We start from the raw sequence: 23,971 nt of genomic DNA, 5'->3' as shown, positions 1-23,971 counted from the left end.
AATATTGATTGTATTTGTTGTACTTATTGTGTTGATGATATTTCGAAAGATTTAGCCTCTATTTTGCAGGCATTATTGATTTGACAAATTCAACGACACGATCATTCTCCCAAACAATAGCTTCTTGATGTGATGCCTCAGGAACGATGACAAGATTTACTGCTTCTGAGCCTAATGATTTCAATCGTTCAGCAAGGATAGTTGTTACGCTGGCCGGAACATTGGTATCTTTTTCTCCTTGGATAATTAGAAGCGGTTTATCAATACGCTGTGTGCCCGGTTGGCTAATTTTGAAGAACTCTTGTAATACTGGATTATGCTCAAAGATATCGATATTAATGCCAGGGTAATCAGTTAATTGATGATTCGGGTCTTCGGCTAAAAATGCGCGGATATCTGCTTTCCAGAGTTCTCGTAATTCATTGAGGCAAAGTCCCGGTTGATTCTCATGATCTTCAGCTTTTGCAGCAAATGGTTGTGATCGAGGATAGAAGAGTGATTCATAATCAAAATCAGGATGATCAGCCTTAATACCGATCCCGACAAAAGCGCCATAAGAGAGAAGGGTGGCAAAAGAGTGAAGCGAGTTACGTTCTGGCATAGGGATCCCGGCATTGGCTTCAGCTTGATCGAGTTGTGTTAAGGCTTTCGGTGCGACAGTACCAATAATATAATCTAAACTAGAAGCGGGTGCGCCTGCGACAGCTCCTTTGAAATAAGGATCATCATTCGCATATTCAGCCGTACCGATCGCCGCTTGTCCGCCTTGAGATTGACCGACAACCATCCAATCGCCTTGAAAATCATCAGGGTTTGCTGCCTTTAACGCATTGACGGCATAGATGGCCGCATCAGCCTCACTTTTGAGATTTAGGTAAGGATGGATTCTCTGTTGACCTAAGCCCTCATAATCAGGTGCAACAATCACATAACCTGCATCTAAAAGTGATTGTGCAAGCACTTTAAAGTTATCATTAATGGGTTGTAAGCTCGGTGCACAGTTATTAGCAACACCTACAGTTCCATGAGTCCAGACAACAATTTTCCAACCTTCTTGCGGTTTTTCAGTTGCAGGGTAGAAAAGAAGCGCGCTTGCATTGGCCATTTCCCCTGTGCGATAAGGCATTGTATAGTGCATCACTTCAGTTTTGTTTGCAGCGCTTAAACTAGGAAAAGGATAAGCATCCATTTGAACTAGTTGGGCTTGAGGCATTTGATCTACATTTAATTGATCATCTGCAAAGAGCGGATTATGCAAGGTTGTCATTAAACTGACTCCTATTAGAAAGCTACTGAATAGTCGAGATAATGTAGGTCGGGATTGTTTCATAATAATTCCAGATAGTACAGAGGTCTATTTAAGACAAATATAATTAAGGCGCTATTTTAAAATAATTACCTTTAAACTGAAAAGGAATTCTTTTAATAATTATCATTAATCAAGGTTCTAACTTTAAAATAGCGACAACGTTATGATAATTATTAATATTTTTTAATAATTTGTAACATTTTGATGAGGAAAAAGTAAGGTTTTTAGGTAATTTGAAGAAAAAAGTAGGCAATAACGCTTTTTTCCCCATCGCTATTTGGGAAGGTCGTGTAGAAATGTGACCATTTCACAGGCAAAAAAAAGCCGAGCTCTAAAAGAGTCGGCAAAATAACCACCAAAGGAGGATATGGAGGAGAACGCTCGATTGCTCAAGCGTCCTGCATATCATAGTCGTTATTACTTACCTTGTCAAATGTATATCGTACTTTTAGCATAGAGATAATTGATTTATCTCATAGATAGTCTAAGGCATATTTTATATGGTTTTGATTATTAAAAATAATTATTGTGAAATAGAATAGAAACGCCTTCTCACTTTTATGTCTTGTTGTAATGTTACAAAAAGATAAAAAATGAAAAGGCGAGAATGACAACTATCAGTTTGCAATGAGTTAATTAAAATAACTTATTGAAATAAAATAAAAACCCCAAGAGTTTATTTGTGATCTCTTGGGGCTAAGTCTACTTTGGATTAGGACTATTTGGGCTTGACGCAATATTCTAATATTGTCATGAGGCCTTAATTACATGCCTGCAATTACAGTATTGAAACCACCATCGACATAGGTGATTTCCCCAGTGACACCTGATGCAAGATCTGATGAAAGGAATGCAGCAACATTCCCCACTTCTTCAATGGTGACACAGCGACCGATTGGAGCCGCTGCTTCAAAGGCTGAAAGCATGCTCTTAAAGTTTGCAATTCCTGATGCCGCAAGTGTACGAATAGGGCCCGCAGAAATAGCATTGACTCGGAAACCATCAGCACCCAGAGCTGCTGCCATATAACGGACATTGGCTTCAAGCGAGGCTTTTGCTAATCCCATTACGTTGTAGTTTTGCACTGTGCGTTCACTTGCCAGATAGGTGAGCGTTAAGAGTGAAGCGCCAGGACGGAGATAAGGGCGTGCTGCTTTTGCAAGCGCTGCGAAGCTATAAGAAGAGATATCATGCGCAATTTGGAAGTTTTCACGAGTGACAGTATCAAGGTAATTACCTTCAAGCGCTTCTCTTGGCGCGAAACCCACAGAATGGATCACAATATCAAACCCTTCAGGCCAAACCCCATGCAGAGATGTCATCAATGTCTCAATTTCACTATCGCTTGCCACATCGCAAGGGAAAACGATATTAGACTCAAGTTCCGCTGCCATATTACGGACACGCTCTTCTAATCGCTCGCCGTGGAAACTAAATGCTAAATCAGCGCCTTGTTCACGCATTGCCTTAGCAATTCCCCAAGCGATCGAACGATTCGATGCTAATCCTACGATAAGTGCGCGTTTACCTTGTAAAAATCCCATAAATTTACCTCTTGTATCAAGAATAAGGATTAAGACAAACAATGATTAAATAATGTTGTGAGCTATATCGATAGCCCATCACTCTATTGATTGTCTAATTAAAATAGAGCTATTTTACCATGAAAGTATGTAAAGTGAGTTTGCTATTTCTTCACTGACAAAATTGTTCTCGGCGAAAATCCCCTAAATCCGTAATTTTACCTAATCTTACTATTAAAGATCTTTAGTAGTAAGAGAGGAACATAATGGTTTCAGTAATTCATACTCGGGCATTAGATGCTCTGTCAGCACCGGAAGTGCGGGTTGAGGTACATATTAGTAATGGCTTGCCGGCATTTACGATTGTAGGAATGCCTGAGACGGCGGTGAAAGAGAGTAAGGATCGTGTGATTGCGGCGATTGTGAATTCAGGGTTTGAATTTCCGAATCGAAAAATTACCATTAATCTTTCCCCTGCTGATTTGCCTAAAGAGGGTGGGCGCTATGATTTACCCATTGCATTAGCGGTATTAGAAGCATCAGGGCAGATTGCTTCTGACGTCAGTCGTTATGAGTTTGTCGGAGAGCTTGCTTTAACAGGGGAACTGCGTCCTATTAATGGGTTACTCCCCACCGCCATTCAGGTCATGCAAGAAGAGGGAATTTTGATTGTGCCTAAAGAGCGATCAGAAGAGATTGGCTTTCTGCAATATGATCGTTTTTTAGTGGCATCTGATCTAAGATCTGTGGTGGATTTTATAGAGGGGAGAATTGATCTTTCACGCCCCCCGGAAATAACTGTAGAATCTTCGATTCAAAATCGTTGTTTTTCAGAAGTAAAAGGACAGTTTTTCGCAAAAAGAGCGCTAGAGATCGCAGCGGCAGGTGGGCATAATCTTCTTTTAATTGGGCCTCCGGGGACGGGGAAGACGATGCTTGCTTCGCGATTTATTACAATTATGCCGAGTATGACGCGGGAAGAAGCGATTGAGAGTGCGATGATTGCTTCTGTGAGTCGGCAAGGATTTCGAGCAGAACAATTTGGCGTTCGCCCCTATCGAACGCCTCACCATACGGCTTCTTCTGTGGCACTAGTGGGTGGGGGAACTTACCCTAAGCCTGGGGAGATTTCACTGGCGCATCATGGTGTTCTCTTTCTTGATGAACTTCCGGAATTTAACCGGCATGTATTAGAGGTTTTACGGGAGCCTATGGAATCGGGTTCTATTCATCTTTCTAGAGCGATGCAGCAGGTCACTTTTCCTGCTAAATTTCAACTGTTATCGGCCATGAATCCCTGTCCTTGTGGTTATTATGGTGATCCTGTACATGATTGTACCTGCAGTGATTATGCCATTGCCCGTTATCGTGGGCGTGTATCGGGACCTATGTTAGATAGAATTGATTTGCATGTGGAGGTGCCGAGAATTAGTACCGAGGAGCTACAAAGTAGTGAACAAGGGGAAACATCAGAGATGATTCGCGCTAGAGTAGAAAGGGCAAGGCAACAACAACTAACAAGACGAGGGAAGATGAATGCAGATCTTGCGGTGCGAGATATTGAGCAAGATTGTCATTTAGGAGAAACTGAACAGAAATTACTCGAAATGGCACAAAAACGGCTCAATTTTTCCCCAAGAAGTTATCATCGCATCTTGCGCGTTGCAAGGACGATAGCGGATCTTGAGGGGGAAACGAATATTAATAGTCGGCATTTAACAGAGAGTTTAGCTTTTCGAGCACTTGATCGTGGCTATCAAGCGAGTAATTAAATCGTGGAGAACGTCATCCTGAAAGGATGGAAAAAATGTTGAAGATATAGGGATATCTCCGTATTTATGGTCTATATAATTCATATTATCACTTAGTGATTGTAACATGGGGGTATAAGTGCGAATGGAAGAATGAATAGATGAAAATGAATAGGTGAAGCGTGTCATAATATTCAACATTCATATTCCGATTAATGAAAGTAAATGAGGAACATAAAGGAATGAGTAAGGGCGTAGAAAGAGGAGAGAAATCGATCATTCATCGTTGCCGGTGGTGTGGCGCACAACCACTCTACCAAGCTTATCATGATGATGAATGGGGTAATCCTAATAAGAGTGAATCTGAGTTATGGGAACTTTTTGCGCTTGAAACGCAACATGCCGGACTTTCATGGTGGACTGTGCTTTCAAAACGGGAGGCTTATCGTAAAGCTTTCAGAGGATTTGATCCGCTTTTGATGAGTCAAATGGATGATGTTGATATCGAACAACTCATGCAAAATGCTGGCATCATTCGCAATCGGCTTAAGATTAGCGCAATGATTCATAATGCCGAGCGTTATCTCTCTTTTTGTCAACAATATCGCTCTTTCAGTGATTATTTTTGGGGAAAAGTAGGCGGAAAACCGATCATCAACGTTTATCAGCCTGAAGCGTTAAGCCCTATTACGACACCTCTATCTGATGAAATTGCAAAAGAGCTCAAAAAGTTTGGATTTAAATTTTTTGGTAGTCGAACAGCCTATGCTTTTCTTCAAGCTGCGGGGATGGTGTACGACCATCTCGCTGAATGCGACCTGAGCGCAGATAAGATTGCGGATTGATAAGGGAAGCTTGATAAGCGAATATTGATGAGGTGCTTGCTCTCCTCATTATAGTAATATCGGTTCAAAATAAGGCATTATTGAAATGCCGGCGCATCGGTTGATCGAGGCAAGGAAGCTGTTCTATCCGGCATCTTGCAAGTGTCGTTCAATACGCAGTTTTATGTTCTTTTTAAAATCCGATGCTAGCTGCTTAAAAACTATTTTTCTTAAACCAAATTTACTATATTTATAGGGGATAGTTGTTATCTTTCAGTCGAAAACCGTTATACTACTTTCCGGCAATAGGAACAGTCATTTACAGAGTGAGGATATCCTGTGGATAACTTTGTAGATAACTCAGGGGAAAACGGTGAATAAGTCTATAATGATGATCGATATGGGGGTAAGATGATGGAGCAAAAGAGCGTATATCCAAAGAGCGTATATCCTTTTGAAATAATCAAAAAAGGATTGGAGCATCCTATTCAATTGCCCACCTCTTTAAAGATTGAATTACAAGATTTTGAGGCCTATTGCTTAGATCATACTTCACACTCGAATCAATCGGATATTAACCGTTTTATTTGGGATGGCGCACGATTTTATTGGCAAGATTTAGAAGCTGGGAATCTAGAGATCGATTTTACTTCTAAAAAGCTACAATATCGGATGCAAAAACTCAATAAAGCGCAAGAACCCTTGCTTCGTGCAGTAGGTTGGAAGAGTACGGAGCGGCAACGGATTTGGGATTTGACTGCAGGGCTCGGGCGGGATTCAGCGCTCCTCTATTTTGCAGGTTTACAAGTACTCATGTTTGAGCGTAATCCTGTACTGCAGACCTTACTACAGTATGGCTTAGCACAGCTTTCGCAACCTGTGGGGCAGGCAGATATTGGTACTGCAGTAGATCCATATCTATATTTAATGCCCGAAGATGCAATTGCTTTTTTGCAAAACAGAGATCATCAAGAGACGCAAATGAGTGATATAGCTGTTCCTTTAGCGGATGTGATTTATATGGATCCTATGTATCCTGAGCGGAAAAAATCGGCGCTAGTCAAAAAGGAGCTTCGGATTATTCGTAATTTAGTGGGTGCGGATTTAGATAATGAGTTGCTACTTAAAAATGCGCTTACAAGTGGTGTCCCACGTGTTGTTGTGAAGCGACCAAAGGGAGCGGAATTTGTGGCAGATTTAAAACCTAGCCACTCAGTTGAGTCGCCGAACACACGATTCGATGTTTATCTACAACATTCACTAGATACATTGAGTCGATAGTTAAGATCGGTTATGCTAAAGCGCTTATGATGAATGTATCATGACCATCATTGTTAACATCATAAAAGATCATAAAAAAGGAGTATCGCGTGGAACAACGTACAGAGCAGGGGAATATAGGAAAAGAGGGAAAATTAGCTTTCAGATCGCTTGCTAATTTTAAGCCAAGACCCCATTTATTTGATATTGATCTAGTGGTTGCAGAGTTGAATGCGGCTTCTGAGAAACTGGATAATATAGGCCCTTCTGTGAGTATTTTTGGTTCTGCGCGTCTCACTGAAGAGAGCCCTGCTTATCGATTAGCATTTGAAATTGCTGAAAAGTTGTCGAGAAGAGGTGTTGCGATTATTACGGGCGGTGGCCCTGGGATTATGAAAGCGGGTAATAGCGGCTGTAAAGCAGGAAATGGTCTTTCTATTGGACTTAATATTAAGCTCCCTAAAGAACAGTTTCCGAATGAGTATCAAGATCTCTCTCTCTCTTTCGAGCATTTTTTAACGCGTAAAACGATCTTTATGGCCTATTCTGAAGCTTATATCTGTCTGCCAGGAGGCTTCGGTACTTTAGATGAACTGATTGAAGCCATTACTTTAATGCAGACGAAAAAGATGGCTGTTAAACCGATTATTCTCGTGGATAGTGCTTTTTGGGCACCGTTATTTGCTTGGTTTAAAACCACATTAGTCACTGAGGGGTTAATTGCTGAGAATGATCTCAATAAATTTCAGATTGTAGATAGTAGTGATGAAGTCATTGATGCACTTGAAATACTGTGGGCAAAAGAGAATAGTGAGGAATAGATCTATCGTAAATTTGGTTTAAGAAAAATGGTTTTTATGTAGTTAGTGTGGAACTTTAAGAGAACATCAAATCGCACTAAACAACACTTGCAAGATGCCGGATAGAATGGCTATCTTTCTTTTTACAACCGATGTGCCGGCATTTAAATGGGCTTATTTTGAGCCGACCTTACTATAAATCATGATTCATGAAAAAAACACCCTGAATTTTTCAGGGTGTTTCTATTTCGATGACTCATTATTAAGCTTACAACTATAAGTGTGACCTATAAAATCACGTTTCTTAAATTAGTTTGCTTTATGAAGAATTTGTTGTACGAGTAACTGAATCGTTGCTTCTGGCACATGTAAGTTAGGAGCCATAGGAATAGGTCCCCAAACACCTGAACCACCTGTTTTTACTTTCTCAACGAGATAAGCTTCAGCACCATCATCATTTTGATATTTCTCATAAACTTCATCATAGCTAGGGCCGATGAGTTTTTGATCTTGGCGGTGACAAGCAAAGCAACCTGAAGCGCTTGCAAGTTCAGGATCAACCTGTGCAAAAGTTGGGGCAGTCAAAGCTGCAAATGCAGCAGCAACAACGAGTAATTTTTTCATACTAAGCTCCTTATGAGTATGCTATTTACTGAAAATTAAGCTGCTTCAATAAATGATTTTTGCTCAGCACACTTATTCGATACAGCAATGTGTAATAAATCTATATTAGCGTCATTATATCATCAAAGATAATGAGCATGTATAACTTTATAATTGACTTATGATCTAAAACACAATCCCATTCACTAGATAAAGATTTTTAATATCAAAATGTTATATCTTTATTAGATTTATTCGATGGATGATGGTGTTATTTGATGAATTTATTTCTCTTTCTCAAGGATCTCTAGACGATTACGAATCAGCGTATGTGCTTTCACATCTTTGGGAACAATCGCCCCCGCAGCCGTTGAAGCATGATCACCAATAGTAACCGGTGCGACTAGTGAGCTATTAGAACCAATAAAGACATGATCGCCGATAATAGTGCGATGTTTTAAAGTACCATCATAATTGCAGGTAATAGTACCGGCCCCAATATTACTCTCAACACCGATAGTTGCATCGCCAAGATAAGCAAGATGACCTGCTTTTGAACCATTTCCAAGAGTGGTATTTTTAGTCTCTACAAAGTTCCCCACGCGTGTATGATCGCCGAGTTTACTATTTTCTCGTACGCGAGCAAATGGTCCAACATCCGCATTTTTACCAATGGAAGCCTTCTCAATAACAGAGTAAGGATGGATTGTCGTATTATCGCCAATCACAACATCTTTCAGAACAGAGCCGGTACGAATCGTGACATTTTTACCGAGGACAATATTTCCCTCTAATATAACATTCGGTTCAATATGACAATCAAGGTCATTCTTTATTGTACCTCGAATGGTTAATGATTCCGGATCATCGATCGTAATGCCATTGAGCATCAATTGTTTGGCCATCTCTTTTTGATAGTAACGCTCAAGGGTTGCGAGTTGTACGCGATCGTTGACGCCTTGAATTAGGGCAGGATTCTCTTCAAAGGTATGTATTGTAATACCATTTTTGACTGCAAGTTTGGCAACATCTGTTAGATAATACTCTTGTTGTTGATTGTTATTATTGATCTGAGGAAGCGCTTCTTTTAAGAAACTTTGGCAGATGGCAAAAATACCGGTATTGATCTCTTTGATCTCTTTTTCGGTCTCATTTGCATCTTTCTCTTCGATGATCGCAATCATATGATGGTTATGGTCGCGGATAATCCGGCCATAACCCATTGGATTTTCGACAGTGGAAATAAGCCAATTAAGACGTGTTTTCTCGGCATTATCGATGAGTTTTTGTAAGGTAGGTGCTTGAATCAATGGGGTATCCCCATAGAGTACTAATACGGTTGAACCTTCGATCGTATGTGGGAGGGCATATTTCATTGCATCGCCAGTACCTTCAAAAGTCTCCTGTTTAGCCCAAGTAATATCATCATGATGGGTAAAAGCAGCTTTAAGTTCCTCTCCGCGATGACCATAAACCACAATTAACCGATCAGGATTTAATTGGCGCGCGCAGTGGAGCACATGCTCTAACATTGGTTTTCCACCAATTTTATGAAGCGGTTTTGGAAGCTCTGATTTCATACGAGAGCCCAGTCCTGCAGCCAAAATAACAATCGAGAGTTGTTTCATAACATAAATCCTTCTGCGAGCATCTCGGCATCAATGCCGGGATATCTATTTTTTAATATAGTTATTGATTTTAAAATTGTTGATTAAATTTTGTTTATCATATTTACAAATTATCTTATCACAAGCAATTTCTACTAATTTCTACTTTTTGCAAGAGATTTAAGCCTTATCGCTTTTTTATAACACTATAATAACTTGATATAACTCACTCATATCAGCAGATCGAGTAATTGTTGAATGGCATTGAGTCTAATGTCGGCATTCTCTAATGGAATTTGATAACGTAAGGCTTCTTGTCCTTGAAGTTGATAAAACTGTGGTTTTTCTTGAATCAGTTTAATCAGCTTTTGTGGATTAATTCGTGGTTGATCTCCAAAAATAATGCGAACACCACGACTTGTGGCTTCAATTTTTTTCAGATTGAGCGGTTTTGCTTTCAGTTTGAGCGCTGCAATTCTAAAGAGACGTTTGGTGCTATCCGGTAACAGACCGTATCTATCAATCATCTCTACCTGAATTTGATCAAGGTCATCACTATTTTTACAACTTGCAATGCGCTTATAGTAAGAGAGTCGCTGTGATACATCGAAGAGATAATCCTCTTGAATTAAGGCCGGGGCGCCAATGGAGATCTCTAGACCTTTATTAAAAGGATCCGCCACATCAAGCTTACCGCCGCGTTTTACCATTTCAGCCGCTTCACTTAAAAGTTCCATGTAGAGAGAGAAACCAATGGCATTAATCTCCCCGCTTTGCGCATCGCCGAGCAGTTCTCCAGCCCCTCGAATCTCAAGATCATGATTCGCTAGCATAAAGCCTGCGCCTAAGGTATCTGTTGTGGCAATCGCTTCAATACGCTTTTTCGCATCTGAGGTCATAGCTGCAGATTCAGGGATAATTAAGTAACAAAAGGCACGATGATGGGAGCGGCCTACACGACCACGAATTTGATGTAATTGTGCAAGTCCTAAATGATCGGCGCGATTAATAATAACAGTATTAGCATTGGGGACATCGATCCCTGATTCTACAATAGTGGTACAGAGGAGGATATTCACGCGATGATGATAAAAATCGAGCATCACCTGCTCAAGCTCTGTTTCATGCATCTGCCCATGGGCAATACCGATATTAATATCGGGCATCAGCTCAAGTAGGCGTTGTTGTACTGCTTCAATCGTTTTCACTTCATTATGAAGAAAGTAGACCTGTCCACCACGCTTAAATTCCCGCATACAAGCCTCGACAATCAGTTCATCGCTCCACTCATTTACAAAGGTCTTAACAGCAATACGATTTTCCGGCGGTGTTGCAATGATGGAGAGTGCTTTTAAGCCAGTGAGTCCCATATTGAGGGTTCTAGGAATAGGCGTTGCGGTCATCGCCATGAAGTTGACCTCAGCTCTTAATTCTCGTAACCGTTCTTTCTGCTTCACTCCAAAACGATGTTCCTCATCGACAATGACCAATCCAAGTTTGTGAAAGGTGGTATCTTTTGAGAGTAATCTATGTGTACCGATGACAATATCGATCTGCCCTTCGGCAACAGCAGTAAGAATCTCCCGAGTCTCTTTCGTTTTACGAAAACGAGAGAGCGCCGTGATCTTAATAGGCCAATCGGCAAAACGGTCTTGGAAAGCTGCAGCATGTTGTTCTGCTAATAGGGTTGTCGGTGCTAAAATGGCGACTTGATAACCATTCATCGCGACCATAAATGCAGCCCTCATTGCGACTTCTGTTTTCCCAAAACCTACATCTCCACAGATAATACGATCCATTTTCCCCCGTTCAAGATCCGCAATCACTTCATCAATTGCCCGCTGTTGATCGGGCGTTGTATTGTAGGGGAATTGTTTGGCAAAGAGTTCATACTCTATGGGAATGTGCATCGCTTTGCCGGTTTGAGCTTCCCGTCTTGCATAGATATCGAGAAGTTCGGCCGCAGTATCATTGGCTTTTTCCGCGGCTTTCCGGCGCGCCTTATCCCATTGATCTGTGCCAAGCTTATGCAGTGGTGCCATCTGTTTTTCGCTGCCGGAATATTTCGAGAGTAAGTCGAGAGAAGTGACCGGCACATAGAGCTTGGCATTATCGCGATATTGAATAACCACAAGTTCGGTGTCATCAATGATATCCATACCGACATAACGGCCGACGCCATGATTGATATGAATAATCGGATCGCCAATCTCTAAAGTATCGAGATTAGTAAGTATCGCTTCAATATCCGCTACTTTCCCTTTAGCGCGATAGGCACGAGGTTTAATCCCTAAGAATTCTGCTTCAGTAATAAAGCGAAAATCAGGATTGTGATTACTAAATCCTTGGGTTAAAGGTCCTGTTACCAGCATTAAGGGGTGAGGAGCGTGAAAGGCTTCAGCGATATCTTGAGCCATTTTAGGCTTGATAGATTCATTTTCTAAACGGTTGAGTAGATTCTCTCGGCGCCCTGAGGTTTCCGCCGTTAAGATATAAGGAGCAGAACCCCTTTCAACTTGTTGTTGTAAGGTTTCTAAATTAACCAGTGGTTGGAATTTGGTAGTCCATTGTAATAAGACTTGCGGATATTGTGTTAAGTGACCCTCTAGCATCTTGGGTGTGAGATAGAGCCGAGAAGGGGTTAAGATCGGGCGTTCTTGATCATGTCGATAGCGCTCAAATCGGGTTTCCACTAATTGATGGAAGCTCAGTCCTTCTGTATTAATATCAGGGAAGAGCATTAATGTACTCGTTGCCGGCAGATAGTCAAAGAAAGTGGCTGTTTCCTCAAAGAAGAGCGGAAGATATCCTTCAATGCCGGAGGGGAGATTACCCTTAAGCGTGTCTTGATAGAGATAGGCGCGCTTCAGGAGCGCTGGATCATCGGAAAAGGTAGCTTGGTATTTCTGTGTAAAGGTCGCAAGGCCTCGTTCACTGGTATCTAATTCCCGAGTCGGAAGCAGGGAGATTGAGGGGAATGTGGCTAAGGTATCACCAGTTTCAGGATCAAAAGTGCGAATAGAATCGATCTCATCATCGAAGAAATCGATTCGAAGCGGCATCTTTTCTCCCATCGGGAAGAGATCAAAGACCGAACCTCGGGCAGCAAACTCACCTGGAGATAAAACCTGTTGTACATTGAGATAACCAGCAGCTTCCAAATTGGCACGAAATTGCTCACGATCGATCTGATCATCTTTTTTGAAAATAAGCACCGATCCATCGAAGAAACTTCTGGGTGCTAGTCGCTGCATCAAAGTTGGAATGGTAACGATAATGAGAGAAAGCTGATTCTCTTTGAGGCGATAGAGTACAGAGAGGCGTTCTGAAATGATATCAATCTGTGGAGAAAAGGTGTCATAGGGCAGTGTTTCTGTATCTGGGAAAATCACTGCTTCTCCGCCAAAGAAGTGACAATTAGTAGCTAAATCTTCAGCTTGACGCATATCATTCACAATAACAACTAAGGTTCGGTCACTACTTTTAGCCGAGTGAACAAGATGCAGTGCAAAGTGGGCGCTATTTTCCATCTGCCATTCAACTGTGCGTTTCTGTGCAGGGATAGGCAGGGTCTTAAGCGAAATCTTTTTCATAGGATAGAGTTTTTGTGAAGATGAATATAGAGTCGTATGAGTGGATTGGGGTAGGTGATTAGGAACGATATGATTAAAAGATCGCTATCGTATGTACCGCACTATTTTTTTGGTTTTTTCGGTAACTGAATAATTTCGGTTCCTGAGAGCCGATCATGCCAAGCAAGCCTTGTCGGTGAGACTAAAATCCACCAATAACCTAAACCGAAAGGAATCCAACTTAATATGGCACAAAAGAGGCGAATAATGGCTTTAGGTGCAGTAATAGGCTTCTCATCGAGTGTTTGAATCCGTAATCGCCAAGCACGCATGCCGGTCGTATGCGCGTCTCTTAGCCAAAAGAATATAAAGTAGAGAAAGGGAACAATGGCAAAACAGGTCTGCTGCGCTTTATAGAGTGGGTGTCCTTGAGTAATGGCTTCTCCACTATTAAAGAGTAAGAAGATCGCACCCACAACCATTTCAAGGGCAACAATGCAGAGAATATCGTATAAAAGCGCACCAAGTCGGCGATGCAACTGTGCACGAGGGTAAGTGATCATAACAGTTAATCTCAAGATGAATAAATGATCGTTATTTTAGCATATTGCTTGTGAGGTTAGGTGTTCTTTCCATTGCCTAGCCTTCAATCATAAAAATAATTAGATGGGAATTTACGCTTTTTCAAGGTTCAAGATATTAAAAAACATTTGAAGATATATCAATAATATTATTGTTGATTATGGCTGATTATAGCGAGATCTTTACATTGTTTATCTATGATTTTTTAAGGATTTAATTTAACATTGTTGTCACAAATTAAGGATGAATTTAATGATTAATATTTCCCTTAAAATCTCTTAAATAGATCTACTTGGCTAAGCGATGTTCTCGATGAGATCTGCTATGAAATCTATGACAGAGATCTATTTCAATCTATGAAAGGATGCTTATAATGATAGAAGAGACAAAAGATCGTGCTGTAATGCTTGATGATGAGCCATTAGTCAAAGATAACTTCCATCGTATTGGTTCAAAAGGAATGGTTTCAGTTGAGAATGCTGTTGACTCACAAAATACCCCGGCTCAAATACAAAAACAACAGCCGCAGAGCCATGTGCCTCATTCTGTACCCAATATAAATAGAGGCAAGGATCTGTCTGAGGGCTATCCGAGGTCTACATTGCCCAAATTGGCAGCTGCAACAAATACGATCGGCTTAATAGGGTTGATTGTGGCATTAATTTCACTATTTGCAGGCTGGTTCCCTATTTTAGGTTGGCTTGGCTGGTTTACAGGTCTTATTCTCTCATTAGTAGGATTAACACAAAAACCTAGAGGACTTGCGATTGTCGGATTACTAATTAGTATCATCTCTTTAGTCGTGATTGTTGCTATCAATTACTATATGTTACTGTTAGCGGGTGTGAGTAATCCTTCATTAAGTTTCTTATGGTAAAATTTTAAGATGAAAATTTAACTCAATATCTGAGGTATTTCACCGCATTACGAATACTCATAGAAAGGGATGGTTGCCATTAAAGCTATCCCTTTTCAAGTATCAGTAGATTGATTAAATCAATTAGATAGATAATGGAGGCTCATTTCATTATCATCTTGAAGAGTATTATTTGATTATAATATTTGTTTGGCTTGTTCCGCCTCGTGTTTTTATAACCTCTATCCGCGCCGGCAATGTCTGCTTGAGCTCTTCAACGTGAGAGATCACCCCGATCATTCTACCGGAGGCTTGTAGTGCAATGAGTACATCAATGGCTTGCAGTAGCGATTCTTCATCGAGTGCCCCGAAGCCTTCATCAATAAAGAGCGTTTCGATCGAAATCCCTCCTTTATGGGCTTGAATCACATCGGCCATACCGAGAGAAAGACTCAGAGAGGCCTTAAATTTTTCCCCACCGGATAGGGTTTTCACATCTCGGTTTTCACCGGTGTAGGCATCGTAAACATTAAGATCAAGACCACTTTGCACATTTCTAGACGCAATCTCTTCGGAGCGAATAAACTGAAATTGACCATGGGTCATCTGTTCTAGGCGAATATTCGCGGCATGAATAATCATCTCGAAATACTCAATGAGAATAAAACGCTCTAATGAGATACGGTGCCGATTTTGTCCTCGAACCAGGTCATATACTTCTACGGTTTTTTCATGGATTGAACGGGCTGATTCTAGGGCTTGAGCTTGTGCTTTAATGTTTTCAATCGTCTGGGCAATATTTTGAATATATTGCTGATGGGTTAAAAGGGTATGTTGCATTGTTTCAAGCTTGAGCTCCTGTTCTTGCACCTTGTTCTCAAGTTCAATAATATCTTGGGGTTTTTGATCTTTTAACTCTGACGTTAATGTTTTGACCTTTTCCTGTGTTAATAGATAACGTTGAGTAAATTTTTCGACTACCTGCCGATTATCTGAAAGCTTAGGAATCAGTTTTTGTGCTTGCAGAAATTGCGTTTCATCAGCAGACTGACTTCCTTCCCGTCCCTCACTCTCCTCGTCTTCCGTAGTTGTTTGTCGGCATTCTATTATCCATGAGGCATTGAGAAGCACTTCTTGGAAAGCGCATTCTGCTTTTTCTAAACTCGTGATAATTTTTGCTTTTTGCGCTTGATATTGCTCAACGCTTTGAGCGGCAAGTGCACCTTGTTGTGCTGTTTCTTGGAGGTTTTTTTCGGCTTCTTTTAAGCGGTTTTTGAGGGTTGTGAGTCGTGATTTTTGTGCGCCTAAATGTGTTTGATAGGCAGTGGAATCCCGGAGGCTTTCCGGGATATGTTGTAAAATTTGGGTTAAGGCGCTTTGGGCTTCTGTTAATCGTGTTTTTTCAGTCTGATGGGATTCTTTCAGCACTTCAAGTTCTGACTGTTGTTGTGTGATTAACAGCTCAATTGCGCTAATCTCTGAGCGTAAAGTCTGTAATGACTGCCAATATGTTTGTCCCTTTTTAAGCGCTAATGCCACCTTATTGCTGTTAGTTTCTATGACAGACGTTGTCATTGCTTCCGCGTTAAGTTCTAAGGTGAGCGGTGCAATATATTGTGCTTCTCTGTTTGCGAAGTAGCGCACTGTTTGCCATGCTTGATAGATCTCTTGCTCGATACTTTCAATATTTGCAAGTATCTCTTGAGCGCGATGAACTGCTTGATCATATTCTCGTTGCGCTAGACTTAAAGCTTCATTGGCGCTATCAAAACCGGCTTGAGGATTTTGAGCATGATCTCCAAGGATTTGCGAATGATGAGCCTCTGCTTTTTGCGGATGCTCGATGCTACCGCATACAGGGCAGGGTTCGAACTCTTTTAAAGTGTATGCAAGATTCACCGCTTGTTCTTGATAGAATTTTATGGCAGCGCTTTCTCTTGCTTCTTTTGCTGCTTGCAGTGTGATCGATTTTTGTTGTTTTTTCTCATTAGCCGTAATGAGTGCCTGCTTTTGTTCTGCTTGTTTTGCGGATAACTTTGCTAGTTGCTCTAAATAGCTCTGTAATTGTTGATAAATGGCAATAGGGTGGCTAATGGTTTCAGCTTCTCTAACGGCATCCTGTAGCCTATTTTTTTCTGATTGCTTTGTGGTGATTTCTTGTTGTAAATGGCTAATGTTTTGCTGAAGTTGCGCACTCTTTTTTTGAGTCCTTATAACCGTAGCTTGCAGATCGTCGAGCATTTCAACGTCTCTTTTTCGGCTCTCAAGCAGGGTGATCTCTTCGCTTAATGCAAGTATTTCAGCCTCTTTCTCTTGGGCTTCTTGATATTGCTCCGTTGCATGTTGGTGATTTTTTTGCACTTCAGTGAGTTGCTGTTTTGCCGCTGAAAGATGATTTTCGGTATCCTGCTTCTCTTGTCGTAAGCGAAAAACTTCATGGGCAAACTTCTCCATAGATAACGCTTTTTCAGCCAATGAAATCTCATTTTTCAGTCTATTAATCTCTACTTGTTGTGCATTTAAGTTATCAAAATCTTGTTGAGCATTCGCTAAGGCTTGAAATTTCTCATTGATATTTTGGGTATTGAGTAATGTCTGTTTCTGCACATCGAGTTTTTGCTTTTGAGTCATAATATCGCCGGTAATGGCTTTGACTTTCTCTTGGTAAAAGAGGCTCTCTGCTTCTAAACCTTCAATGGCTTGATAACTATTGATTTGCAGCTCAGCTTCTTCTTGGAAGAACTGAAAAAAGGGAGACTCGCGAACTGGAAGTTGTTGATAAATAGATTGAATCAGTGAGTTATAATGGGCTTGCAGTTTGATGACCGATTTTTGTGACTGATCGGCTTTTAATTTGAGGTTTTCAACGACATTTTGATACTTTTCAGTATTAAAGACTGTACGTAAAATCGCCTCTTTATCAGCAGTTTTAGAGGTTAAAAAGCGCTGATATTCCCCCTGAGGAAGCATCACGAGCTGATTAAATTGATCTCGATTTAAACCAAGTAATGCCTCGATCTTAGGGTTAACCATATTGGGAATTTGCCGTTCCACTAAGGGGGTTTCGGCAAAAAGATCATCTTGATCACCCGTATTATTGAGTGCATATATCTCTGCTTTACCTTGTGTCAGTGTTTTATTCCCACTTTTGAGATAAGGTAGTTGCCGGAAGATACGATACTGCTTTCCTCGGAGTTCAAAAATCAATTCCGCCGTTGTCGGCTCTTGATCGCTCGCAAAATCACTGCGAAGTGACAAGGTTGCATCTTTACGGTCAGCACCGCTCGCTTCCCCAAAGAGTGCATAAGAGATGCCATCAAAAATCGATGTTTTGCCGGCACCGGTTTTCCCGGAAATCACAAAGAGATCGTGAGGTGCAAGTTTACGAAAATCGATCACTTCTCTCCCTTGATAAGGGCCAAATGCAGTTAATGTTAATTGGATAGGGCGCATACCGATTCTCCTTTATATTTTATCGCTATGTTGAATCGCATCGGCAAAGATCTGTAATGTCTCAGGGTCAGGTTCTTTATCGAGAAGTGTTCGATAAAAGCCCTTAAATAGGGTGAGATCATCTTCTCGTGTTGTTTGCGAAGTGTCGAAATGTTTCTTGTGAAACAATGGCGTATTTTGGGGAATACGCTGGATATGCATTGCATTAGGAAATACGGTACGAATCTGTTCCATCGGCTGTAGAACCGGCGTTTCATCGAGTAATGTAACAAAATAGTAATCCTCACTCATCGTCATTTGCAGAATCTCTTTCAAGTAGCCTTTCACTTCCCGAAGATCGCGCCGAGGTGTTAAAAAGCATTTTTCAATGGTGAGCTCACCTTTTTGATTGAGTTCGATCTCTAAAATAGCTTTGCGATGATTGGCTTCAGATTGTGAGTATTTGAGTAGCGAGCCAGAATATTGGATACGTTGATCTTTAATATAGTGAGCTTGGTGGAGATGACCTAGCGCCACATAATCAAAAATATCGAGATATTCAGCAGAGACATATTCACTGCCCCCAATCGAAAGCGGTCTTTCTGAATCTGAAGTCTGTTTCTCTGGGGAGGAGGAATGGGTCACAAAGGCATGTAAAATAAGCACATTTCGAACATTGGGGTCGTATTGTTCTTCAATTTTGGTCACGATCGCTTGAAGTGCACTATCGTGATCGGTGATGGAAGGATCTTGCAATGTGTGGCGAACAATAGCGGGCTCTAAGTAGGGAATAGGATAAAAATGGATCTCGCCAAATTGATCAAAGAGTACGATTGGTTTAAAAGCCGGATCTAATTCGGTGATAAGGTAACACTGTTTGGCTTGAAGGAAATCATTCCCAAATTGCAAGCGTTTGGGGCTATCGTGATTGCCGGTAATAGCGATAATGGGAATATTGAATTCTAACGTCACACGATTGAGGAAATGATTTAAGAGTTCAATGGCTTCAACCGGTGGGATGGCACGATCATAAATATCGCCGGCGATAATAATGAGATCAGGCCGCTCTTTTTCAATATGATCGATCAGTTGCTTAAGCAGAAAGCCTTGATCCTCAGTCATATAGATACCATGAATCAATTTGCCTAGATGCCAATCTGCAGTATGGAGTATCTTCATCGTTTACCTTACTTTCCTCATTATTAATATCTTCAATTGCCGTGTGATAGTATTGAAATTATAGCTTATTCCGGGGAATTAGGGCAGTGAAAGAGATTGGATACGAAAAGCCTATTGCTCGATGAATCTTTTTGTTGCAGGGAACAATTTTTAAATCGCTTTTCAAACAGAATAAACCCGTTATTAAATGTCAATGTGCTAAAATAGTTGTCAAATTCAATTAATAAATAGGTTATTAATGGTGATTAAAATGGTGATTAAAAACACTATCATTTATGACATAAATTGTGGATATTACACCTCTAAAGGAGCTTATGATGACAACACAACCAGAACAAGTTTATAAAGATAATCAACGGGGCAGAATTATTCTGACTTTCTTCTATCTCTTTAATCTTTTGATGCTCATTACGTATTTAATCGGCTTTGGTGCTCTGCATACTCTTGCATCAGAGCATGTACGAGAAGCCGTGCAATTAAGTAAAATCTTGCCATTTTCGATTATCACTTTCTCGGCCATTTTACCCCTTGGGTTATTGTTGGGGTTCTGGATGAGCGCTTTTGCCTCGCAACCTCTCGATCAGCACTTTAGAATGGCAGCGATGAAACGCGGATTTGTGCTCTCATTCTTCTATCTGCTTCTCTTTATCGGTCTTGTGCTCTTTATTGATGAGCCGATTGCGCAGATGCTTGGCTTGCAAGCTTTCTCTTATCAGCTTTTAATCGTCGTACCGATCGGGGCAGTCTTAAGTGCGATTTATGCCTATATCTGTGCCATTGTGGTGGGTAAATTCTCCAAAGTGGCTAAGAAATATGATGAAACCGTTAAACCTGGGCGTGTAGAAGAGCCTAATTAATAAATATCAGAATAATAAACATTAAAATCAAATAAGCATCAGAATTAGAACAAAAATAAGAACGAGATAATTGAACGTAATGAAACAAAATAATCATTCAAACGCTTCTACTGAGGCGTTTTCTTTTTTCTTAGCGCCGATCGAAGCACGATCAGATGCTGAGATCGATCAGCTCATGACAATTTGGAAAAGAGCGGTAGAAGCGGTTAATCAGCGCTGCGGCAAATCACTCTATAAGGTGGATGAAGCACAAACTGCCGCCTTATTGCAGGCAATTACAACCTTACTAGGCGCTTATGATGAAGAGAGCCGACGCTTATTGGGATTTATTGCCATTGAGGAAGATTCTATCGAGCGATTTGCGGTGCTTCCAAGTGATCAACATCAAGGGATCGGATCTGCGCTCTTAAAGGCGGCACAAGAACATTATCAGGCAGAGTATCTCGATCTGTATCAAGAAAATCGAGCGGCAATCCAATTTTTTGAAAAACGAGGATTTACCCCTTTTGATGAGACGATTCCGGAACCGGGTGATCTTTTAGCAGAACCTTATGCCATTGCGCATTTAAAGTGGTCAGCATAAGTTGAGATTGTGGTGTGTGAATAGAGTATCAATATCAAGTACAAATATCAGGATATAAGTGAGAAGAAGATGAGTATAGCGGCAGAACTATCATTAGAAGTTCTCGTTCAAGAGATGAGAGAAGCCATCAATAAAGGTGAGAGTATAGAGCCGATAACGGGGCTTCGTGGGGCGATGTTAAGCTTTCAACGGGATCCTTTTTTATATGGGGTTGACGGGGCATACCAATATTTAGACGATGCGCTCATTGTGATGAAAGCCGGGAAAATTGTGGCTGTAGGAGAGGCTTCACAATTGTTGCTACAAATAGCACCTTTAGAGGATGTTGTAGCGATTACTCATTATCGAGATAGTTTGATTTTGCCGGGGTTTATCGATAGTCATGTGCATTATCCACAGACAGAGATCATTGCTTCTTATGGTCAGCAGCTACTTGATTGGCTGAATGATTACACTTTTGTCGCGGAGCAGAAGTTTCAAGATCGCGCTTATGCCGATCAAGTGGCTAAAATATTCTTGACGGAGCAACATCGCAATGGCGTAACCTCTTCCACTGTTTTTTGTACGGTCTATCCTGAATCGGTAGAGGCGCTCTTTACAGAGGCAGAGAAATACAATATGCGTATTATGGCCGGCAAAGTCTGTATGGATCAAAATGCGCCTGAAGCGCTTCTCGATACGCCGGAGCGCGCTTATGATGAATCGAAAGCGCTAATTGAAAAGTGGCATAAAAAGGGGAGAGCAGAATATGTGATTACCCCAAGATTTGTGCCTACATCTACGGTTGCACAACTTGAAATGGTTGGCGCGTTAGCACAAGAATTTCCCGATACCTTGATTCAATCTCATGTCTCAGAAAATAGGGATGAGATTGCTTGGGTACGGTCCTTATTTCCGGATGCCATTGATTATACAGATGTCTATGAGCGCTTTCATCTTCTGCGAGATCGAGCGATCTATGGGCATGGCGTGCATTTAACGGAACGGGAATTCCAACGATTACATGAACGAAATGTGGCGATTGCGCATTGCCCGACTTCGAATTTCTTCTTAGGTTCCGGTGCGTTTAATGTGCAATTAGCAAAACGGAAAGATCGACCGGTAAAAGTGGGGCTCGCCACAGATGTAGGGGCAGGCACCTCTTTCTCCATATTGCAGACTATGAATGAGGCGTATAAAGCGGCACAGCTCAATAATGCACCTTATTCCTCTCTGCATAGTTTTTATCTGGCCTCGAAAGGAACCGCCGAAGCGTTATCATTGGCCGATAAAATTGGTTCTATCGCACCGGGAATGGAGGCGGATCTGACAGTATTAGATCTTCATTCAACGCCGATTATTCGTTATCGAATGAGTTACGTGGAGAGTTTAGAAGAGGCTCTCTTTGTGCAGATGATTTTAGGAGATGATAGGGCTATTAGGGCGACCTATATTGCAGGGCAGAAAATTTATGAGGCGATGTAGTAATTGGGGGGTAGCAGTGGTTATTACAATAATTTAATTGATTTAATATCAATAGGTTATGTTTGAGAATGTAAGATTATCGATGGCATAAAAAGAGCTTGTCAATTTTGTAAAAGATCGAGGAAACTGATCCTTTTTCCTACGAACTATTTGCATTCTCTTTAGGGCTAAGGTATAGCTATCTCTTAAGCGCTATCAGTTTATGTTTCTAATTTTTTGGACTGAGCGTGATTATTTTGCAGATCCGGTTAAGATCATTTAATCGCAATAAAATCTAATAGCACTCTTATGCTGTCAATACTTTTGGATGTGTATGAAGAGGCTAAATGATGCAGAGGATCTGTGGTAACCAATAAAATTTAGGAGTTCTTTTAATGACAACCTCAAATTGGAGTTTCGATACTCTACAACTTCATGGCGGCCAAACGGTGGATGAAACCCGTTCTCGTGCTGTACCGATTTATCAAACCTCAAGTTATGTTTTTGATGATTCACAACATGCAGCGGATCTTTTCGGTTTAGCAAAGCCCGGAAATATCTATACGCGTATTATGAATCCTACAACTGATGTCTTAGAGAAACGTGTTGCGGCGCTTGAAGGTGGCGTAGGGGGGCTTGCTACAAGCTCAGGGATGGCGGCAATTCTCTATTCGGTCTTAAATGTGGCAACGCCGGGTGATGAAATTATTACTCTAAGTACCATTTACGGTGGTACTTATACGCTCTTTAATAATCGCCTGCAGTCTCAATTTGGTATCAAAGTACATTTTATTGAGCCGGAAGATTTTACCGCACTTGAAGCAGCGATCAACGAGAAGACTAAAGCCATCTTTTTTGAAAGTATCGGCAATCCTGATATTAATATCCCCGATATTGAGCAAATTGTTGCAATTGCACAGAAATACAAGATTATCACTATCGTAGATAATACCTTTGGGACACCTTATCTCATTAATCTTAAACGTTATGGGATCAACGTTGTGGTTCATTCCTTAACGAAATATATCGGTGGTCATGGTACGTCTATTGGCGGCGCCATTGTCGATAATGGCAATTTTAACTTTAAAGATAATCCCCGTTATCCAGGATTTAATACACCCGATGCGGCCTATCATGGTTTGCAATATGCAGATTTAGGGGAGCAAGCTTATATTTTAAAAGCGCGCGTGGAATTACTTCGCGATACTGGCGCTTGTATTAGTCCATTTAACGCCTTTTTAATTCTACTTGGACTTGAAACATTGAGTTTGCGCGTTGAGAGAATGACAGAATCAGCGCTTAAAATTGCGCAATACTTACAAAATCATCCGGCAGTTGCTTGGGTGAAACATCCCGGTTTAGAGGGAAATCCGTATCACGATCGGGCACAGCAATATTTCCCGAAAGGTGTAGGCGCGATCTTTACTTTTGGAGTCAAAGGTGGGAAAGATGCGAGTATCCGCTTTATTGATTCACTTAAAATCTTCTCACTTTTAGCGAATGTGGCAGATGCGAAAAGCCTGGTGATTCACCCCGCTGGAACAACCCATTCACAATTAGATGAGGAAGGTTTGAAGAAAGCAGGTGTATTACCGGAGCTCATCCGTCTTTCGATAGGACTTGAAGATGTGAATGATTTAATTGCTGATATTGATCAAGCGCTCGCAAAATCACAGCGATCTGAATAGATAAATTGATCTTCAATGTAAGAGTTTATATAGGGTCTTGCCGAGTTGTTTGGCAGGACTTTATAGTAAACTCACTTTACCAATAAGTGTTCTATCTTTATT

17 protein-coding genes are annotated in these 23,971 nt (G+C 41.0%); 9 read left to right on the top strand and 8 right to left on the bottom strand.

Features of this window, described 5'->3' with window-relative positions; all coding sequences use genetic code 11:
• Positions 1 to 58: 58 nt before the first annotated feature.
• Complete coding sequence (locus WMO13_RS08290; RefSeq protein WP_051396030.1) at positions 59 to 1,267, bottom strand: alpha/beta hydrolase family protein; 1,209 nt, start codon at positions 1,265 to 1,267, stop codon at positions 59 to 61.
• Positions 1,268 to 2,073: 806 nt separating this feature from the next.
• Complete coding sequence (locus WMO13_RS08285) at positions 2,074 to 2,853, bottom strand: enoyl-ACP reductase FabI (RefSeq protein WP_026878141.1); 780 nt, start codon at positions 2,851 to 2,853, stop codon at positions 2,074 to 2,076.
• A 242-nt stretch (positions 2,854 to 3,095) separates the two neighbouring features.
• On the opposite strand from WMO13_RS08285, the gene WMO13_RS08280 reads away from it, so the two are divergent.
• From WMO13_RS08280 to WMO13_RS08265, 4 genes are all read left to right on the top strand, one after another.
• Positions 3,096 to 4,604: a YifB family Mg chelatase-like AAA ATPase gene (locus WMO13_RS08280; RefSeq protein WP_026878140.1), complete on the top strand. Its 1,509-nt coding sequence runs from the start codon at positions 3,096 to 3,098 to the stop codon at positions 4,602 to 4,604.
• 221 nt (positions 4,605 to 4,825) lie between these two features.
• Positions 4,826 to 5,428, top strand: a complete 603-nt coding sequence (locus WMO13_RS08275; protein WP_169727756.1) for a DNA-3-methyladenine glycosylase I — start codon at positions 4,826 to 4,828, stop codon at positions 5,426 to 5,428.
• Positions 5,429 to 5,818: 390 nt separating this feature from the next.
• Positions 5,819 to 6,688: a class I SAM-dependent methyltransferase gene (locus WMO13_RS08270; RefSeq protein WP_051396029.1), complete on the top strand. Its 870-nt coding sequence runs from the start codon at positions 5,819 to 5,821 to the stop codon at positions 6,686 to 6,688.
• 89 nt (positions 6,689 to 6,777) lie between these two features.
• A complete protein-coding gene (locus WMO13_RS08265) occupies positions 6,778 to 7,488 on the top strand; it encodes a TIGR00730 family Rossman fold protein (RefSeq protein ID WP_051396028.1) in 711 nt (236 codons plus the stop codon).
• Positions 7,489 to 7,776: 288 nt separating this feature from the next.
• Here WMO13_RS08265 and WMO13_RS08260 read toward each other — a convergent pair whose 3' ends face one another.
• The 4 genes from WMO13_RS08260 to WMO13_RS08245 all read right to left on the bottom strand — a co-directional run bounded on the left by WMO13_RS08260 (position 7,777) and on the right by WMO13_RS08245 (position 13,812).
• Positions 7,777 to 8,091 carry a c-type cytochrome gene (locus WMO13_RS08260; protein ID WP_026878138.1) on the bottom strand — a complete coding sequence of 105 codons (315 nt, stop codon included), beginning with the start codon at positions 8,089 to 8,091 and terminating at the stop codon, positions 7,777 to 7,779.
• 263 nt (positions 8,092 to 8,354) lie between these two features.
• Entirely contained in the window at positions 8,355 to 9,698 is a 1,344-nt protein-coding gene (gene glmU / locus WMO13_RS08255) for a bifunctional UDP-N-acetylglucosamine diphosphorylase/glucosamine-1-phosphate N-acetyltransferase GlmU (RefSeq protein ID WP_026878137.1), read from the bottom strand.
• A 209-nt stretch (positions 9,699 to 9,907) separates the two neighbouring features.
• Positions 9,908 to 13,270 (bottom strand): transcription-repair coupling factor, encoded by a 3,363-nt coding sequence (mfd, locus tag WMO13_RS08250; RefSeq protein ID WP_026878136.1) that lies wholly within the window; start codon positions 13,268 to 13,270, stop codon positions 9,908 to 9,910.
• Positions 13,271 to 13,371: 101 nt separating this feature from the next.
• Positions 13,372 to 13,812 (bottom strand): RDD family protein, encoded by a 441-nt coding sequence (locus WMO13_RS08245; RefSeq protein ID WP_026878135.1) that lies wholly within the window; start codon positions 13,810 to 13,812, stop codon positions 13,372 to 13,374.
• 392 nt (positions 13,813 to 14,204) lie between these two features.
• Between WMO13_RS08245 and WMO13_RS08240 the strand changes: the two genes are divergently transcribed.
• Positions 14,205 to 14,708, top strand: a complete 504-nt coding sequence (locus tag WMO13_RS08240; RefSeq protein ID WP_051396027.1) for a hypothetical protein — start codon at positions 14,205 to 14,207, stop codon at positions 14,706 to 14,708.
• 168 nt (positions 14,709 to 14,876) lie between these two features.
• On the opposite strand, the gene WMO13_RS08235 is transcribed toward WMO13_RS08240, so the two are convergent.
• Positions 14,877 to 18,140, bottom strand: a complete 3,264-nt coding sequence (locus WMO13_RS08235; protein WP_026878134.1) for an AAA family ATPase — start codon at positions 18,138 to 18,140, stop codon at positions 14,877 to 14,879.
• Positions 18,141 to 18,152: 12 nt separating this feature from the next.
• The gene (locus WMO13_RS08230) at positions 18,153 to 19,298 is read right to left on the bottom strand and encodes an exonuclease SbcCD subunit D (RefSeq protein WP_026878133.1); all 1,146 of its coding nucleotides are present in this window, start codon (positions 19,296 to 19,298) and stop codon (positions 18,153 to 18,155) included.
• Positions 19,299 to 19,612: 314 nt separating this feature from the next.
• Between WMO13_RS08230 and WMO13_RS08225 the strand changes: the two genes are divergently transcribed.
• From WMO13_RS08225 to WMO13_RS08210, 4 genes are all read left to right on the top strand, one after another.
• Positions 19,613 to 20,155, top strand: coding sequence for a hypothetical protein (locus WMO13_RS08225; protein ID WP_156923232.1), 543 nt, complete (start codon positions 19,613 to 19,615; stop codon positions 20,153 to 20,155).
• Positions 20,156 to 20,234: 79 nt separating this feature from the next.
• Complete coding sequence (locus WMO13_RS08220) at positions 20,235 to 20,738, top strand: GNAT family N-acetyltransferase (protein WP_026878131.1); 504 nt, start codon at positions 20,235 to 20,237, stop codon at positions 20,736 to 20,738.
• Positions 20,739 to 20,852: 114 nt separating this feature from the next.
• Entirely contained in the window at positions 20,853 to 22,202 is a 1,350-nt protein-coding gene (gene guaD / locus WMO13_RS08215; RefSeq protein WP_245601132.1) for a guanine deaminase, read from the top strand.
• A gap of 374 nt (positions 22,203 to 22,576) precedes the next feature.
• The gene (locus tag WMO13_RS08210; protein WP_026878129.1) at positions 22,577 to 23,869 is read left to right on the top strand and encodes an O-acetylhomoserine aminocarboxypropyltransferase/cysteine synthase family protein; all 1,293 of its coding nucleotides are present in this window, start codon (positions 22,577 to 22,579) and stop codon (positions 23,867 to 23,869) included.
• Positions 23,870 to 23,971 lie beyond the last annotated feature (102 nt).

Source organism: Ignatzschineria larvae DSM 13226, from assembly GCF_038500265.1.
Classification (GTDB): Bacteria; Pseudomonadota; Gammaproteobacteria; order Cardiobacteriales; family Wohlfahrtiimonadaceae; genus Ignatzschineria; species Ignatzschineria larvae.
Note: the sequence above shows the minus strand (reverse complement) of the source record. Positions and strands in the feature narration are given on the sequence as shown.